Genomic DNA, 15,497 nt, shown 5'->3' on the forward strand with positions numbered 1-15,497 from the left:
CGCGAACCTGGGATGGGAGTCACGCAGCCATGAGCCGAACCGACGACTTGTTGAAGATCCGGGGCCTGCTTCAGGAACGCCGCCGTTCGACCGAGGCCGCCCAGGCAGGGGCTCGCCGGGAGCTGGCGGCCCTGAAGGACCAGGAGCGCGATCCCGAGTACGAGGAGCAGGCGCAAGCGGAGCTGGCGGACTACACGCTCTCCACGCTCATCGAGGCGCAGCGCCGGGAGATCATGCTCATCGACGCGGCGCTCAGCCGCATGGACAACGACGTGTTCGGCGAGTGCGTGGACTGCGGCAATGAAATCTCGCTGGACCGCCTGGAGGCCATGCCCTTCGCGATCCGCTGCGAGCAGGACGCCGCCGAGCATGAGCAGGAGACGCGAGAGGCCGCGCGGCACGTCGGCAGCCTGTCCCTCTAGCGAAGCCGTCCAGCGCTCCCCCGTGCCTCCATCCCGCGCGGGGGAGCGGTGTGTCTGGCGCCCGGAAGGGCGCACGCAAGGGGCCTACTCCGCGTCGCGCTGGAGCACGATGAAGCGGTAGTTCCGCAGCTCGTTCTCGCCCGCCGTGTAGAGCACCGTCAGCAGCAGATCATACGGGACCATCTTGTCCGCGATGACCGACAGCTCATGGCTGAACGGGGCGGCCGGGTTGCGCTCCGCAATGAACTTGAGCTTCTGCACTTCCTTCTTCAGCTGCGCGTCCAGGCCCAGCACCAGGCGCCCCTGGAGCTGGGCCTCCGGGATGCGGCCATCCTTCAGCCGGACCACCTCGCGCTCCCCCACCAGGATGTTCTTGGGGGTGATGGTGATGGCCACCGTGTCCTTCGGCGTGGCGCGCGTGGAGGACACCGGCGGCCGGACGTCCTCGGACGCGGTGATGGCCGCGGAGGACGACGCGAAGGACTTCAGCAGGAACACCAGGATGATGGTCATCATGTCCATCATCGCGGTGATGTTGAGCTCCTTCACCTCGCTGGCGGCCTCGCGCTCCTTGCGCTTCTTGCGCGTGAGGGCCCGGCGGTAGCGCATGCGCGCGAGCTGCTCGGCTTCTTCGGCGGTCAGGGGCGCGGGTTCGGACATGGCTACAGGGCGCTCAGCGTGACGTCGGGGAAGAGCAGCTTGCGCTCGCTGGCGGAGCCCGCCGTCTCACGCAGGGCGTCCATCGTCTGGATGAGCGAGTCGTAGGGGATGTCCGGATCCGCCGCGACGATGACCTTCGTCTCCTGCGGGAAGGCGGCCTTGAGCTTCACCATCCGCGCGTTGAGCGCGGCGAAGTCCTGCGTGCCGTCCGCCTTCAGCGGCACCGTGGGCGCGCCTCCCTCCGCGGGCGCGGCCTCCGGGCTGTTGCCCCGGACATAGAGCCCCTTGTGGGAGATGAGCACCGTCAGCATCAGCTTGGGCGCGTCCGCGTCCCCCTGCCCCAGGCCCGCGGCGCCATAGGTGGGCGCGGACACGTTGAGCGCGCCGAAGGCGGTGAGCCCGGTGATGGACAGCAGCATGAAGATGATGAGGTTCATGAGGATGTCGAGGTACGGGACGATGTTCAGCTCGCCCCCCTCTTCCTCTTCCATCGGCTTCAGCTTGCGGCGCGAGTGGTGGAACGCCATGGCGAGCCTCCGCAGTCCGGCCCGGGACTACGACGCCGCGCGGACGTCGCTGTCCGAGGGGACGACTTCCAGCGAGCCCCGGCGCGACAGCAGGTTCTCCAGCTTCAGGGCCTGGAGCTCCACCTGCTCCACCATGTTCTTCGCGTAGTTGCTGAAGAACAGGTGCGCCACGATGCAGAGCACCGCGATGGAGAGGCCGAAGCCCGTGTTGTACATGGCCTCCGAGATGCCGTTGGAGAGCAGCGCCTGCTTCTGCTCCGCCGGCACGTTGCCCAGCGCGCGGAAGGTGCCGATGAGGCCCACGATGGTGCCCACCAGGCCCACCAGCGTCGCGATGTTCGCGAGCGACCACAGCCACTGCACGCGGCGCGAGACGTGCGGCGTGTGCTCGGCCAGCGCCTCCTCCACCGCCCGGGCCACCTCCAGCTCCCCGCGGTTCGCGTTGATGAGCCCCGCGCGGATGACGCGCGCCAGCGGCGAGCGCGGCGCCATGCCACAGAACTTCACCGCGCGGTCCAGGTTGCCGCTGCGCACCATCTTGTGGACCTGTTCGATGAACGCGCTCGCGTTGAGGCGGTAGCGGTAGAGCAGCGTCACCGCGCGCTCCCCCACGACGGCCAGCGAGGCGGCCAGCCAGAACAGGTTCACGAACATGAACGGGCCGCCGGCCTTGAACGCGCCGACGATGAAGTCCCCCAGGCCTCCAGAAGAGGCATGGCCCGCCGCGGCGGGTGCGGCCTCGGCCAGCACCACGCGCAGCAACTCGTTCACCGAGGGAATCATCGCGGACCGCTTCCTTTCGCCGCCCCCGCGCGCACCCCTGCCGGAAACAGGCAGGAGGCGATCACGGGCCGGGAGTAATCCGGACTTCTAGGACTTCGCCCGCGAGGGTGTCAAGCCAGGGGGAAACAGCCAGCCCCCTGGAATGACTGGGGTTTCCGCTCAGGCCACGGCAGGGGGCGGAGAAGCGGGCGCGGCCTCGGCGGCCCCCCCGGGAACGCCCTGCTCCACCACCTCGCGGCGGTAGTCGCATTCCTTGTTCGGGCACGCGATGTAGGCGCCGTCCCGCTTGGAGAACTTCTGCAAGAGGTAGGGCGACGCGCACTGCGGGCACTGCTCCGCGAGCGGCCGGTCCCACGCGGCGAACTTGCACTCGGGGTACCGGTTGCAGCCGAAGAAGATCTTCCCGCGTCCGCTGCGGCGCTCGGTGAGGTAGCCCACCTTGCACTCCGGGCAGTTCACGCCGATGGAGATGGGCTTGGACGTCTTGCAGTCCGGGTAGCCCGAGCACGCCATGAAGCGCCCGAAGCGGCCGCGCTTGATGACCATGGGCTTGGTGCACTTCTCGCACTTCTCGTCCGTGGTCTCCTCCTCCACGATGACGATCTTGCCCTCGGCGTCCCGCTTGAAGTCCTTGGTGTTCTTGCAGTCGGGGTAGTTCGAGCAGGCGAGGAAGTGACCCATCTTCCCGAACTTGATGACGAACGGGTTGCCGCACTTCTCGCAGGCGATGTCGGTCTTGATCTCCTCGCGCTTGACGTCGCGCATCTCCGCTTCGGCCTTCTCGAGCGTCTCCTTGAAGGGCCCGTAGAAGTCGTGCAGCACCGTCTTCCAGGACGCGCCGCCGTCCGAAATCTGGTCCAGCTTCTCCTCCATGCTGGCCGTGAACGTCACGTCCATCTCATGGGGGAAGTGCTTGACCAGCATCTCGTTGGTCATCTGGCCCAGGTCGGTGGGGCGGAAGCGGCTCTCCAGCTTCTCCACGTACTTCTTGTCCTGGATGTTGGAGAGGATGGCCGCGTACGTGGACGGACGTCCGATGCCGCGCTCCTCCAGCTCCTTCACCAGCGTGGCCTCGCTGAAGCGCGGGGGCGGCTGGGTGAAGTGCTGCTCGTTGAGGAGCCTGTCCAGCGAGAGGACCTCGCCCTCGTTGAGCGGCGGCAGCTCACCCACGGCGTCCTCGGCGCCCTCTTCTCCAGCGGCCTTGGCCTTCTCCGCCGCGGCCTCTTCCTCCGGGGTGAGGCCCGCGCCGTAGACCCCCAGGTAGCCGGGGAACTTCAGCGTGCTGCCGGACGCGCGGAAGGTGGCGCGGCCCGCGGTGATGTCGGCGCTCGTCTGATCATAGACGGCGGCCTTCATCTGGCAGGCGACGAAGCGGTTCCAGATGAGCTCGTAGAGCCGGAACATGTCCAGCTCGTCCATGGCGTCGAAGAAGGGACGCACGCGCTCGGGCGGATACTCCAGGGACGTGGGCCGGATGGCCTCGTGCGCGTCCTGGGCGCCCTTGCGGCTCTTGTAGACCATGGGCTCCGCGGGCAGGTAGTCCGCGCCGAACTTCTTCCCGATGAAGTCGCGCACCTGCGTCACGGCGTCGTCGGACAGACGCGTGGAGTCCGTACGCATGTACGTGATGAGCGCCGTCTGGCCCTCCTCCCCCAGCGGCACGCCTTCGTACAGCTTCTGCGCCAGCGTCATCGTCTTCTTGGCGGTGAAGTGCAGCCGGTTCGCCGCCTCCTGCTGGAGCTTGGAGGTGATGAAGGGCGCGGGCGCGTTGCGGCGGCGCTCCTTGCGGTCCACCTTCGCCACGGTGAAGGGCGCGTCCTTCAGCTCCGCGACGAGCCCGTCCGTGGTGGCGCGGTCCTTCAGCTCCACCCGCTTGCCGTCCACGCGGGACAGCTTGGCCTTGAAGGGCGGCGGCCCCTGCGGGCCCTGCACCAGCGCGTCCAGCGTCCAGTACTCCTCCGGCTGGAAGGCCTTGATCTCCGCCTCGCGCTCCACGATGAGGCGCACCGCGACGGACTGCACGCGGCCCGCGGACAGGCCCCGGCGGATCTTCTTCCAGAGCAGCGGCGAGATTTGATAGCCGACGAGCCGGTCCAGGATGCGCCGGGTCTGCTGCGAGTCGTAGTTGTCCTGGTTGAGCTGGCGCGGCTGCGCGATGGCGTCCTGCACCGCGCGCTTGGTGATCTCGTTGAAGGTCACCCGCAGGGAGTCCGGGTGGCCCAGCTCCTCCTTGATGTGCCAGGCGATGGCCTCGCCCTCGCGGTCGGGGTCCGTGGCCAGGAACACCCGGTCCACGGTCTTGGCCATCTTCTTCAGCTCGTTGAGCACCTTCTCCTTGCCCTTGATGACCGTGTACTCGGGCTGGAAGTCGTGCTCCACGTCGACGCCAATCTTGCTCTTGGGCAGGTCCTTCACGTGGCCCACGGAGGCCTTCACCGTGTAGCCGGTGCCCAGGTACTTCTTGATGGTCTTGGCCTTGGCGGGCGACTCCACCACGACCAGGTAGTGCGGCCCCTTGCCACGGCGCTCGGGCACTTCCTCCTCGGCGTCGGCGTCCACGGTGGGCAGCTCATCGCCATCCGCGCCCCGGCGACGGGCGGCCGTCTTCTTCTTGGCCGACACCTTCTTCGCCGCCGTCTTCTTCTTGGCCGCCTTCTTGGCCGCCGGCTTCTTCGAGGCCGCCTTCTTGGGCGTCTCCTCCGCCGCCGCCTCCGTCTGCGCCGCCTGTGTCTTCTTCCGCGTGGCCATGGCTCTCCTACCTCGGACTGCCTCTAAACCTTCTCGTACCGTTTACCCGGGTGCTGGACCACCAGCCCCGACAATTCCAACTCCACCAGTGCGCTCGTGAGCGCCGCGGGGGACAGCGGACTGCCGGCGAGCACCTCGTCGAATGAACGAGGAACCCTGTCCAACAGCCCATACGCCCCGCGCGCTTCCGCCGACAGGGCCTGCCACCACCCACCATCCCGTCCCGCGGGCACCGCCCGGACCGGATGAACGCCCACCGCCGCGCAAACCGCTTCCGCCGACGTGCACGCCTGGGCCCGCCCGTCCGCCAGCAGGGCGTTACAGCCCGCCGCCGCCGGCTGCCAGAGCTCCCCCGGCAGGGCGAAGACCGGGCGCCCCTGCGTCCGGGCCGCCTCCGCGGTGTAGAGGCTCCCGGAGTCGTGCGCGGCCCGCATCACCAGCACCGCATCCGACGCGCCAGCGATGAGCCGGTTGCGCCGGGGGAACGTCGTCGTGCTCGCCCGCACGCCGGGGGGCAGCTCGCTGAAGAACACCCCTCCCCGCTCCAGGAAGTGGGGGAGCAGGCGGGCTTGAGCCGGGTCCAGGGCGTCCAGCGCCGACCCCAGGAAGGCCCACGTCTCCCCCCCCACATCCAGCGCGCCCCAGTGGCACGCCCGGTCCACGCCCTCGGCCGCGCCCGACACCACGCCCACGCCAGCCTCCGCCACCTTCCGGGCGAACGTGCGAGCGAACGGCAGGAAGCCCTGGTCCGGATGGCGGCTGCCCACCATGCCCAGACGCCGCCGGGGCGGCCCTGGCTGGCCCCGGTGGAACAGCAGCGGCGGCGCGTCCTCCAGGCCCACGAGCCGGGCCGGATGGGCAGGCGTCCCCGCGAAGGCCACCTGGATGTCCGCGCGGGCGCAGGCCGCTTCCACCCGCGAGGCCACCTCGTCCAGGGATGCGACGGTGGCGAGCCGCTGGCGGACGGGGGCGGGCACCGGCACGTCGGACACCCAGTCCCGCACGGGCGCGGACGCGAGCCGGGACAGCGCCCCACCGGCGAACGCACGCACCCCGTCCAGCGTCCGGGGCCCCAGGCCAGGAATGGCCCAGAGCGCCAGGCAGGCACGCTGTTCGACTGTGGGTGTGTACGTGTCCGTGTGCGCCATGCCCATCCCCGCCTGTTTCCCACCTATATAGAGGTGGTCCCGGGAGGGGCGTGACACATAACACCGGAACTTCGGGGGTCAAGCGACCCGCCCTTCCCGGGCGGGTCGAATGCATCATTCCTGCCGGTCGCGGCCGTCCTTCCGGCTAGCGGCTGGCGGTGGGGGTCCCATCCTTGCGCATGACGGCGCGGTCTCCCGCGGAGACCTCCACCAGGGAGCGGGTCAGCAGGCAGTTGGAGGTGCGCTCACGCACCTCGGTGACCATGCACTGGGCCACGGCCTCCCACGGGTAGGCCTTCTGCTCCTTGCCCGCGTCGCCCATCTTGTAGTCGGTGCGGCCGAGCACGTCGCGGCTGGGGTCGCCCCGGCGCTCGATGGTGAAGGTGTTGCCCACCTGCACGCCGTCCGCGGTGCCACGGTCCACGACGACGAAGTGGTGCTCGCCCAGCAGCGTCTGGCCCGGCGTCATCGGCGTCAGCACGTAGCCGGGGATCTCCTTGCTGTTGGGCTTGGGGGCGATCCGCTCCGACAGCCGCTCGCTGGACGGGCCCACCAGGTCGCCACGGGCGATGGGGTCCCAGGTCTCCATGATGCGCGCGGTCACCACGTCGTTGTTGACGGCGACGACCTGCACCGTGCCCAGCAGCTCCGTGAGGAACCCCGTGCGGGCGTTCGTCACCGGGTGCTTCACCTCTTCCACGGTGTGGAAGATGACGTAGCGGTCGCCGACCTTGGCGGCGCCGCGCTTCTTGAAGCGCAGGTAGACCTTGTCCGGGGCGGACAGCATCAGCGCCTCGGAGGCCGAGCCGTCGATGCGGCCCGCCTCGTCCAGCTCCCGCGCCGTCACGAAGCCCTTGGTCGTCACCGGGCGCGTGCTGGATGGGTCGTAGCCGATCTTCCCCACCACCGACACGAGGCTGCCGCCGCTCACGTCCTGGGGCGCCGTCATGTCGTCCGCGGGCAGCTCACCGGCCTCCACGCGCGAGGGCACTTCCTCGCCGCCGGGGAAGAACTTCACGTTGTTGCCCGGGTAGATCCAGTGCGGGTTGGCGATCTGCGGGTTGTAGGACCAGACCTTGGGCCAGTACCAGGGGCTGCCCAGGTAGCGCTGGGACAGGTCCCACAGCGTGTCGCCGGACTCCACGGTGTGCACCTGACCGGGCGCGCTCTCACGGCCCTGACGGGCGCCGGGCGGGAGCGTGACGGAGGTGGGCCGCTGCTCCACGTCGTCGGAGATGTCCTGGCCCTCCGTCTCACTGGCCGGCTGCGGTTCCTCCTCTTGCGCGTCCTGGGCATGGGCCGTCCACGCCGGCGCGACGGCGAGGGGCACGAGCAGGGAGGCAAGGATCCGGGTGCGCATCGGACGACGTCCTTTCACGAAAGGGGCTTACGGCGAGAGCGCGGCGAGCCGCTGCTCCGCCTGCGTGGCGGCGGCCGTCCCCGGGAACTGGGTAACGACGCGAGTATAGAGGGCCCGGGCATCCACGGCTTGATTCAGCCGCACCCGGCACTCCGCGAGCCGGAGCATGCCGTCCTGGACGGCATCCCCAGCGGGATAGGTCTTGATGAGCCGTTCGAACGTCTTCGCCGCGCCGGCCGGATCCTTGAGGCCCATCTGGCCCAGCCCGCTGAAGTACAGGGCATTGTCGGCGCGAGGGTGGCGGGGGTTCTCGTCCGCGAAGCGCGTGAGCTTCTCCACGCCCCCCTCCACGTTGCCGGTGCGCAGCATCGCCACGGCGTGCTCGTACTCGGCGTCGAGGATGGCCGGATCCTTCTCCGGCACCTCCACCCGGCCCGGGGACGCGAAGCCCGTCCCCGACGAGCCCTCCACCGGGCTGATGAACATCTCCATCTGATCCGTGTCCGGCTCCACCACGGGCACCACGGTGTTGATGCGCGGCGCCGGTTCCTTCTTCGGCTTGAGCCGCACCACCGCGAGCTGCGCCGGGGGCAGCCCCAGCGCCTCGCCGGTGCCGCCGACCTCGGAGGAGGAGGCCTCGGTCCGGGGGCTCGCCGCGCCCGCGGGGGACGCGGACGGCGTGGCGGCGGGCGAAGCGCTCCGGGCAGCGCGGGCGACGGCGTCGCGGTTCTCCAGCCGCTCCAGGCGCTCCACCAGCGTCGCCTGGGTGGCGCGCAGCGTGCGCACCTCCGCCTCCAGCCGGCCCACTTCCGCCTGGGAGGCGGCGGTGGTGGCGCATGCGGTCGGCGCGCTCAGCGCCACGGCGGCAAACAGGCGGAAGAGAAAGGGACGCACCGACACGAGCCTGGACGGAGGGGATTCCACGTCGAGGATAGGAAGGCCGGTGAGAGACCGTCAAGAAAACGGCCGTATGGGCCCAGCCGCTAGAAGCGGTGGAGCACGAAGTTGAGGTGCCGGCCGGTGCGCCCCGCGTCCCGCCGGTGCGAGAAGAACCGCTCGCGATCACACGCCGTACAGGCCTGTAGCACGTCCACGTGCTCCGGCTTCAGGCCCGCCTTCAGGAGCGACGCCTTCACCGCGTGGGGCAGGTCCAGGTGGGGCTTTTCACCCGCTCGCACGACGTCCGGACCGAAGCGCGCGCGGAAGCGGTCTCCCAGCTCCGCGGAGACCTCGTAGCAGCACGCCTGGATGCAGGGCCCCACCGCCGCCAGCAGGTGCTCCGGCTGGCTTCCCCGCGCCCCCAGCGCCTCCACCGCGCGAGCGCTGATCTCCAGGTCCGTGCCCCGCCACCCTGAATGCACCGCCGCCACGCGCCGGCCCCGAGGATCCACCAGCAGCACCGGCACGCAGTCCGCGGTGCCCACCGCCACCCAGCTCCCCTCCCCTTCCGTCCACAGCGCGTCCGCTTCGCCCAGCGTCGGGCGCAGCGAGTCGTCGTCCGCGCCGTGCGCCGGCAGCACCGTATCGCCATGCACCTGCGACACCCGGCAGAGCGCCCCCACCTTCGCGCCCACCGCCTGGGCCAGCCGCCGGTGGTTCTCCTCCACGCGCGAGCGCTCGTCTCCCACGGAGAAGCCCAGGTTCAGCGACGCGTAGGGCCCCTCCGACACCCCACCCGCCCGCGTGGCGAAACCGTGCGGCACGGGCAGCAACGAGGACGTGAGGAACGTGGGTAGGGCCATGGGGCGTCTCCGATGCTTCGGGCGCGAACTTGGGACAGGCCTTCCCACCGTGCCACGGACGCAGCCCCTGAAAACAGGAACATGCGGAGAACAACAACCCAGGTTCAATATTTCCACACGAGTACGTTTGACAGGTCGTGTCACCCCCCTGACAATTTCTGGACACTCCGGCTCACGCGGACAGGTCGCGCGGGCGCGGAGCACACTGCGCCCCGCACATGGCCCTCGGTTCCGAGACGATTGGCAGGAAGCTCTTGTGGAGCATCGCCCTGCCTGGATTGGTGGTGGCGCTCCTGGGCGTGGGGCACTTCTCGCGCGAGGCGCGGCAGGCGGTGCGCGAGGGCACGCACCTGGAAGCCCTGGCGCTGGCGGAGTTCGTCGCGTCCACCTTCACCCTGCCGCAGGCGCCGGGCGCGGCGCCGCATGCCGCGGTGACGGAGGCGCTGGCGTCGGACACGCGGCTGTTCCGCTCGGTGGAGGACCTGCGGGTGCTGATGCTGAACGGGCGGATCCGCTGGAGCCGGAAGCCCGCCGAGCAGGGGCATCCGCATCCGGAGGCCGCGCGGCTGAAGGACTCGAGCCAGGAGACGGCGCGCTCCAGCGAACACGGCACGGAGGTGGTGCGTCCCCTGGGCGGTCCGGAGTGCTCCGGCTGTCACGCCGGGGCCGCCGCGCAGCGCATGGGGGTCCTCCAGGTGCGCCTGGGCGAGCCCGCGCTGCACCGCCAGTTGCAGACGGTGTTCCAGGACGCGCTGGGCGCGATGGTGCTCTTCGTGGGCATCCTGGCGCTCGTCACCTGGCTGTCGCTGCGCTTCGTGCTCACCGGTCCGCTCAAGCGGCTGAGCGAGGCCATGGGGCGCGCGGCGGACGGCGACCTGCTGGTGCGCGCGGACGCCCGGGGCACGGACGAGATCTCGCGGCTGGGCGCGGCCTTCAACCAGATGCTGGCGCGGCTCACCTCCATGAAGGTGGAGGAGATCGACACGCACCGCGACCTGCAGCTGGTGAAGGAGAAGCTGGCGCTGAAGGACGAGCTGGAGGAGCGCCTGCGGGAGCTGTCGCTGCTGTTCGACGTGGCGCGCTCGCTCAACACCACGCTGGAGCTGGATGAGCTGTTGTCGCGCATCACCCGGATGGTGGTGGAGCGGCTGCACATCCCCGACTTCTCCATCATGCTCCTCAACGAGGAGGGCCTGCTGGAGGTGAAGCACGCGTGGCCGCAGGGCCGGGGCCTCGAGGGCCACACCTTCGCCATGGGCGAGGGCGCGTGTGGCCGGGCCGCCCAGACGCGCAAGGCGGTGTACCTGCCGGACCTCACCGACGGGACCAGCATCTTCGCGCGGCGCGGGCTGCGCGGCGGCTCGGAGCAGGGCTCGCTCCTGGCGGTGCCCATGGTGCACGCGGAGATCCTGCTGGGCGTCATCAACTTCCAGCGTCCGGACACGGCGAGCTTCTCCGCGGAGGAGATCGAGCTCTTCACGGCGGTGGCGGATCAGGCCGCCACGGCGGTGACGAACGCGCGCCTGCACGCGGAGACGGTGAAGCTGACGCTCACGGACGCGCTCACGGGCGTGCCCAACCGCCGCCACCTCTTCCAGCGCCTGGACCTGGAGCTGGCGCGGGCCCAGCGCTTCGGCGTGCCGCTGGCGCTGCTGATGGTGGACGTGGACCACTTCAAGCGGCTGAACGATCTGGCCGGACACCGGGCCGGAGACGAGACGCTGCGTCGGGTCTCCGACGTGCTGAGGACCCGCGCGCGCAAGGTGGACACGCTGGGGCGCTACGGCGGCGAGGAGTTCGTGCTGCTCCTGCCCCAGGTCTCCAAGACGACGGCGGTGGAGGTCGCGGAGACGCTGCGCCGCGCGGTGGCGGAGTCCGTGACGCTGAGCCGGACGGGGCTGCCCGGCGGGCACGTCACGGTGTCCATCGGCGTCGCGCACTTCCCCACGGACGCGAACACCCAGGAGACGCTCGTCGACTGCGCGGATTCGGCGCTCTATTGCAGCAAGCGCACGGGCCGCAACCGCGTGACGCCGTTCGAGCCCGGCATGGAGGTGCACCCCGGCCGCGAGCGCAGCATCAACGCGCCGCCCGCGGACGCGCCGACCACGCCGCCCGCGCCTCCGGGCCTCGCCAAGGCGTGAGGCTCGAGGCTCGAGGACTCGCGCCCACGTGCGCGCGGTCCTGAAGCCCCCGCTCCTCGCGGGTGAACAGCGTCGCGGTGAAGCGCCCTGCCCCTACCGCTGCACGAGCGTGCGCACCACGGGGAGCATCAGGTCCGCCCACTCGTCGTAGCCCGCCGCGGAGGGGTGGAATCCATCCGAGCAGAAGAAGTCCGGACGCCGGGGGATCATCTCCCGGCTGGCGGTGAAGAGGTCCACGAGGTGCAGTCCGTGCGTGCGGGCCACCGTGGCGATGGACTCGTTGAACGGCCCGATGCGGCCCTCGTACAACGTGCTGGGCACCATCCTGGCCACCGGCGCGAGCGCCATGTCGGCGATGTTCACCACCACCATCGACGCGCCCGTCTGCTTCAGTCGCCGGGCGATGCGGTCCAGGTCGTCCTGGAACTCCGCCACCTCGGTGCCGCGCCAGATGTCGTTGGTGCCCACGCCCAAGGTGATGAGCGTGGGCTGCAACGCGACGACGCGCTTGAGGGCGTTGTTGACGACGTCGCGCACCCGCGCCCCGCTCTGCCCCAGGTTGGTGTGGCCTACGGGAAGGCCCCCCTGCCGGAGGCGGGAGGCAAGGCGGTCGGGGTAGCCCCCGCCCTGCGCTGCCCCCACCCCCACCGCCGTGCTGTCACCCAACGAGACGTAGTTGACGCTCATCGACGTTCGTCCACCCCCGTGCCCTTCGGGTTGACTCAGCGCTTCGACGTCACGGCATCTTCAGCGCGCGCAGCAGGCGTCCGCCGCCTGGCCCCGCCACGCGCAGCAGCAGCGTGCTGCCCCCAGGCGCGGCGCGGATGACCGCGGCCAGCTCCTTCGCGCTGGCGATGGGCTTGCGGTTCGCCTCCACCACCAGCATGCCTGGGATCAGCTGCGCGCGGTCCGCGGGCGAGCCCGGGACGATGTCGGTGATGAGCGCGCCAGAGCGCTCGGTGAAGCCCGCCTGGGAAGCGGTCCGCGCATCCAGGTCCTGGAGGGACACCCCCACGCGCCGCGAGCTGTCCTGCTCGTCCGTGACCTCCGGCTTCTTCTTGGACAGGCCCTCCAGGTCCGGCCGGGTGCCCATCGTCACCTTGACGTCCTGCTTCTTGCCATCGCGGTAGACCGTCAGCGTCGCGACGCTGTTCGGCTTCTTGAGCGCCACCGTGCGCGTGAGCTCGCTGTCGGAGCGCACCGTCTGCCCGTCGACCGCGACCACCACGTCGTCCGCCTTGAGGCCCGCCTTCGACGCTGGGGAGTCGGGGTTGATCTGCGTGAGGATGGCGCCCTCGTTCACCGGCAGCTTCAGCGCCTGCGCCAGGTCGCGGGTCAGGGGCTGGATGCCCACGCCCAGCCAGCCGCGCGTGACGGATCCGCTCTTCTCCAGCTGCGGAAGGAGCGCCTTGATGAGGTTGCTGGGCACGGAGAATCCAATGCCCGTGCCCCCGCCGACGATGGCGGTGTTGATGCCCACCACCTCGCCCTTCATGTTGAAGAGCGGGCCGCCCGAGTTGCCGGGGTTGATGGCCGCGTCCGTCTGGAGGAAATCGTCGTACGCGCTGGCGCCGATTTCACGGGCGCGCGCGGACAGGATGCCCACGCTCACGCTGGAGGCCAGACCGAAGGGGTTGCCAATCGCCAGCACCCAGTCGCCCACGCGCACCGCGTCCGAGTCGCCCAGCTTCACGGCGGGCAGCTGATCCACCTTCTCCTTGATCTTCACCACGGCCACGTCGGTGAGCGGGTCGCGCCCCACCACCTCGCCGGTGAACGAGCGACCGTCGTCCAGGCGGATGGTGATGGTGACCGCGTCCTCGATGACGTGGTTGTTCGTGAGCACCAGCCCCTTGGGGTCGATGATGAAGCCCGATCCGGCTCCCTGGCGGATCTGCTCCCGCTCGCTGCGGCCCCGGCTTCCTCCGCCCCGACCTCGGCTTCCGTTGCCCCCAAAGAAGCGGTCGAAGAGCGGGTTGTCCTCCATGCCCTCCGGCACTTCAGGACGGGCTTGCACGTCCACGTTCACCACGGCGGACTTCACCGACTCCACCAGCGGCGCCAACGACGCCAGCGACTGGGCCTCGCGCGTGGCGGGTTGCAGGTTGCCAGCCGCCCCAGAGGCCGCCTGCTGCGTCTGCGGGGCGGAGGGCTTGGAAGCGGGCGCCTGCGCGAGGGCGAGCGTGGGTGACGCCAGCACCAGCACGGCGGCCACGAGCGTGCGACGGAACGGAGGGAGCGTGAGGGTCATGGGTTCTTTCAAGCTAAAGCGGAAACGAGGCCCCGCAACCGGAACGACGTCGCCCGGTCACGGGATGTGAACTCCCGACCAGCCTGCCTGTTCCCGAAGCACTCAACCGGGCTGGTACACCCGGTAGTCCAGCTCGGGGAACAGGTTGTCCCGCCCCTCCACGTGGGAGAGCCAGGACGCGTCGACCGTGCCCGCGCGCACCTGGTCGTGCAGTCGGAGGAAGCGTTGCAAATGCTCCTTCGTGCGACGCACGGCGTAGTCCACCATGGTGCCGGTCTTCATGATGAAGGCCCAGTCGGAGGACTGCGCGAGGAGCAGCTCGCGCGCGGCCTGATTCAGCGCCCGGCGCGTCAGCGGCGGCGCGTCGGGAAAGTCCCGGGCCAGCTCCACCATCTGTCGCGCGCAGTGGTTCAGGTGGCGGTAGATCCAGTCGTTGGTCCCGTCCAGCCACATGTTCGCATAGCCGCCCGCGCCCCAGGACGACAGGGGCGGCGTGGCCACCTGGTTCTCCGGGTGCTCGCGCAGGTCATCCAGAGGGCTGATCAACTGGAGGCGGCTGGGGTTGCGCGCGGCCTGACGGATGAGGGCGTCGATGAAGTGCGGGCCTTCGAACCACCAGTGGCCGAAGAGCTCGGCGTCGTAGGGCGCGACGACCACCGGCTTGCGGCCGTTCATGCGGGACGCGAGGTGTTCGAACTGGCGCTCGCGATTGAACAGGAAGTTGCTCGCGTGCACCCAGGCGCGCTCGCGGGCCGCGGCCGGGTTGTAGGGCTGCTTGTCGTTCGTCTTGCCGGTGATGCGGAAGTACTTGAAGCCGGTGTTCTTGCGGTCGCCGGTGGGCTGGACGAAGGGCCGGATGTAGTCCTGGTCCAGGTCCCAGCCGATGTCCCGATAGAACTCGCGGTAGACGGGGTCGCCGGGGTAGCCGTGCTCGGTGCTCCACACCTGCTGGCTGCTCTCCGGATCGCGGGCGAAGGCGGCGACGCCCGGCTCGGTGAAGATGGGCGCGTAGGGGCCATGGAGCGGACGGGGCGAGGCGTCCGTGAGCGCGTGCGTGTCGACGAAGAAGTAGCGGATGCGCTCGGCGGCGAGGATGCGCTCCAGGCCCGGGTAGTAGCCGCACTCCGCCAGCCAGATGCCCGAGGGATCGCGGCCGAAGTTCTGGCGGTAGTGGTTCGCCGCCACCGTCACCTGGGCGCGCACGGCCTCGGGCGTCTGCTGCATCAGCGGCAGGAAGCCATGGGTCGCGTTGCAGGTGAGGATGTCCAGGTGGCCGGAGTCCTGGAGCCTGCGGAACGCGGCCACCAGGTCGCGCCGGTACTGGTTGTGGTACGCGAGGCGCAGCGATTCGAAGTGGTCGCGGTGGAAGACGGCCAGCGGATGGAAGGTGGCGTCATCCCGGGTGCGGTGCACCTCGCGGGCGCCGAGTTCGCAAAGCAGCTCCAACCGCCGGGCGTAGCGCTCCCGCAGCAGCTCGTCGTTGAGCATGGAGACGAGCGTGGGCGACAGCGTCATCGTCACGCGGAACGGGACGCGGTCCTCGACCAGCGCGTCGAACACGCGCAGCAGCGGCAGGTACGTCTCGGAGATGGCTTCGTAGAGCCAGTCCTCCTCGAGGAAGTCCTCGTACTCGGGGTGGCGGACGAACGGGAGGTGCGCGTGAAGGACCAGCGCGAGGGAGCCCAGGCTCATAGGTCGGTCGAGTGGCCGTG

Annotated in this window: 13 protein-coding genes; 2 read left to right on the forward strand and 11 right to left on the reverse strand. The window is 70.0% G+C overall.

Annotated features, from left to right (window positions below; translation table 11 throughout):
• The first annotated feature begins 29 nt into the window (after positions 1-29).
• Complete coding sequence (locus FOF48_RS13210) at positions 30-422, forward strand: TraR/DksA C4-type zinc finger protein (RefSeq protein ID WP_143901450.1); 393 nt, start codon at positions 30-32, stop codon at positions 420-422.
• Between the two features lie 84 nt (positions 423-506).
• Here FOF48_RS13210 and FOF48_RS13215 read toward each other — a convergent pair whose 3' ends face one another.
• From FOF48_RS13215 to pgeF, 8 genes are all read right to left on the reverse strand, one after another.
• Positions 507-1,082, reverse strand: a complete 576-nt coding sequence (locus FOF48_RS13215) for a biopolymer transporter ExbD (protein ID WP_143901452.1) — start codon at positions 1,080-1,082, stop codon at positions 507-509.
• Positions 1,083-1,084: 2 nt separating this feature from the next.
• Complete coding sequence (locus FOF48_RS13220) at positions 1,085-1,609, reverse strand: biopolymer transporter ExbD (protein WP_143901454.1); 525 nt, start codon at positions 1,607-1,609, stop codon at positions 1,085-1,087.
• A 27-nt stretch (positions 1,610-1,636) separates the two neighbouring features.
• Entirely contained in the window at positions 1,637-2,392 is a 756-nt protein-coding gene (locus FOF48_RS13225) for a MotA/TolQ/ExbB proton channel family protein (protein ID WP_143901456.1), read from the reverse strand.
• Between the two features lie 159 nt (positions 2,393-2,551).
• Positions 2,552-5,140, reverse strand: coding sequence for a type I DNA topoisomerase (gene topA / locus FOF48_RS13230; RefSeq protein ID WP_143901458.1), 2,589 nt, complete (start codon positions 5,138-5,140; stop codon positions 2,552-2,554).
• Positions 5,141-5,163: 23 nt separating this feature from the next.
• On the reverse strand, positions 5,164-6,288 hold the full coding sequence (locus FOF48_RS13235) for a DNA-processing protein DprA (protein WP_143901460.1): 1,125 nt from the start codon (positions 6,286-6,288) through the stop codon (positions 5,164-5,166).
• A 145-nt stretch (positions 6,289-6,433) separates the two neighbouring features.
• Positions 6,434-7,648, reverse strand: coding sequence for a LysM peptidoglycan-binding domain-containing protein (locus FOF48_RS13240; protein WP_143901462.1), 1,215 nt, complete (start codon positions 7,646-7,648; stop codon positions 6,434-6,436).
• Between the two features lie 27 nt (positions 7,649-7,675).
• The gene (locus FOF48_RS13245) at positions 7,676-8,548 is read right to left on the reverse strand and encodes a tol-pal system YbgF family protein (RefSeq protein ID WP_370456573.1); all 873 of its coding nucleotides are present in this window, start codon (positions 8,546-8,548) and stop codon (positions 7,676-7,678) included.
• 83 nt (positions 8,549-8,631) lie between these two features.
• On the reverse strand, positions 8,632-9,390 hold the full coding sequence (pgeF, locus tag FOF48_RS13250; protein ID WP_143901464.1) for a peptidoglycan editing factor PgeF: 759 nt from the start codon (positions 9,388-9,390) through the stop codon (positions 8,632-8,634).
• A 218-nt stretch (positions 9,391-9,608) separates the two neighbouring features.
• On the opposite strand from pgeF, the gene FOF48_RS13255 reads away from it, so the two are divergent.
• Positions 9,609-11,534 carry a diguanylate cyclase gene (locus tag FOF48_RS13255; protein WP_143901466.1) on the forward strand — a complete coding sequence of 642 codons (1,926 nt, stop codon included), beginning with the start codon at positions 9,609-9,611 and terminating at the stop codon, positions 11,532-11,534.
• A 93-nt stretch (positions 11,535-11,627) separates the two neighbouring features.
• Here the strand turns inward: FOF48_RS13255 and FOF48_RS13260 are convergent, their stop codons facing one another.
• The 3 genes from FOF48_RS13260 to FOF48_RS13270 all read right to left on the reverse strand — a co-directional run bounded on the left by FOF48_RS13260 (position 11,628) and on the right by FOF48_RS13270 (position 15,477).
• Positions 11,628-12,221 (reverse strand): SGNH/GDSL hydrolase family protein, encoded by a 594-nt coding sequence (locus FOF48_RS13260; RefSeq protein WP_143901468.1) that lies wholly within the window; start codon positions 12,219-12,221, stop codon positions 11,628-11,630.
• A gap of 49 nt (positions 12,222-12,270) precedes the next feature.
• Positions 12,271-13,785: a trypsin-like peptidase domain-containing protein gene (locus FOF48_RS13265; RefSeq protein WP_143901470.1), complete on the reverse strand. Its 1,515-nt coding sequence runs from the start codon at positions 13,783-13,785 to the stop codon at positions 12,271-12,273.
• Between the two features lie 102 nt (positions 13,786-13,887).
• Positions 13,888-15,477 carry a glycoside hydrolase family 57 protein gene (locus FOF48_RS13270; protein WP_143901473.1) on the reverse strand — a complete coding sequence of 530 codons (1,590 nt, stop codon included), beginning with the start codon at positions 15,475-15,477 and terminating at the stop codon, positions 13,888-13,890.
• Positions 15,478-15,497: the final 20 nt, after the last annotated feature.

The sequence above is a fragment of the Corallococcus sp. Z5C101001 genome (assembly GCF_007352635.1).
Taxonomy (GTDB): Bacteria; Myxococcota; Myxococcia; order Myxococcales; family Myxococcaceae; genus Corallococcus; species Corallococcus silvisoli.

Bases quoted from the DNA above. Each gene is read 5' to 3' on its own strand.
- topA (WP_143901458.1), bottom strand. From the start codon at position 5,140: ATGGCCACGCGGAAGAAGACACAGGCGGCGCAGACGGAGGCGGCGGCG.
- FOF48_RS13220 (WP_143901454.1), bottom strand. From the start codon at position 1,609: ATGGCGTTCCACCACTCGCGCCGCAAGCTGAAGCCGATGGAAGAGGAA.
- pgeF (WP_143901464.1), bottom strand. From the start codon at position 9,390: ATGGCCCTACCCACGTTCCTCACGTCCTCGTTGCTGCCCGTGCCGCAC.
- FOF48_RS13235 (WP_143901460.1), bottom strand. From the start codon at position 6,288: ATGGCGCACACGGACACGTACACACCCACAGTCGAACAGCGTGCCTGC.
- FOF48_RS13240 (WP_143901462.1), bottom strand. From the start codon at position 7,648: ATGCGCACCCGGATCCTTGCCTCCCTGCTCGTGCCCCTCGCCGTCGCG.
- FOF48_RS13210 (WP_143901450.1), top strand. From the start codon at position 30: ATGAGCCGAACCGACGACTTGTTGAAGATCCGGGGCCTGCTTCAGGAA.
- FOF48_RS13225 (WP_143901456.1), bottom strand. From the start codon at position 2,392: ATGATTCCCTCGGTGAACGAGTTGCTGCGCGTGGTGCTGGCCGAGGCC.
- FOF48_RS13265 (WP_143901470.1), bottom strand. From the start codon at position 13,785: ATGACCCTCACGCTCCCTCCGTTCCGTCGCACGCTCGTGGCCGCCGTG.
- FOF48_RS13270 (WP_143901473.1), bottom strand. From the start codon at position 15,477: ATGAGCCTGGGCTCCCTCGCGCTGGTCCTTCACGCGCACCTCCCGTTC.
- FOF48_RS13255 (WP_143901466.1), top strand. From the start codon at position 9,609: ATGGCCCTCGGTTCCGAGACGATTGGCAGGAAGCTCTTGTGGAGCATC.
- FOF48_RS13215 (WP_143901452.1), bottom strand. From the start codon at position 1,082: ATGTCCGAACCCGCGCCCCTGACCGCCGAAGAAGCCGAGCAGCTCGCG.
- FOF48_RS13260 (WP_143901468.1), bottom strand. From the start codon at position 12,221: ATGAGCGTCAACTACGTCTCGTTGGGTGACAGCACGGCGGTGGGGGTG.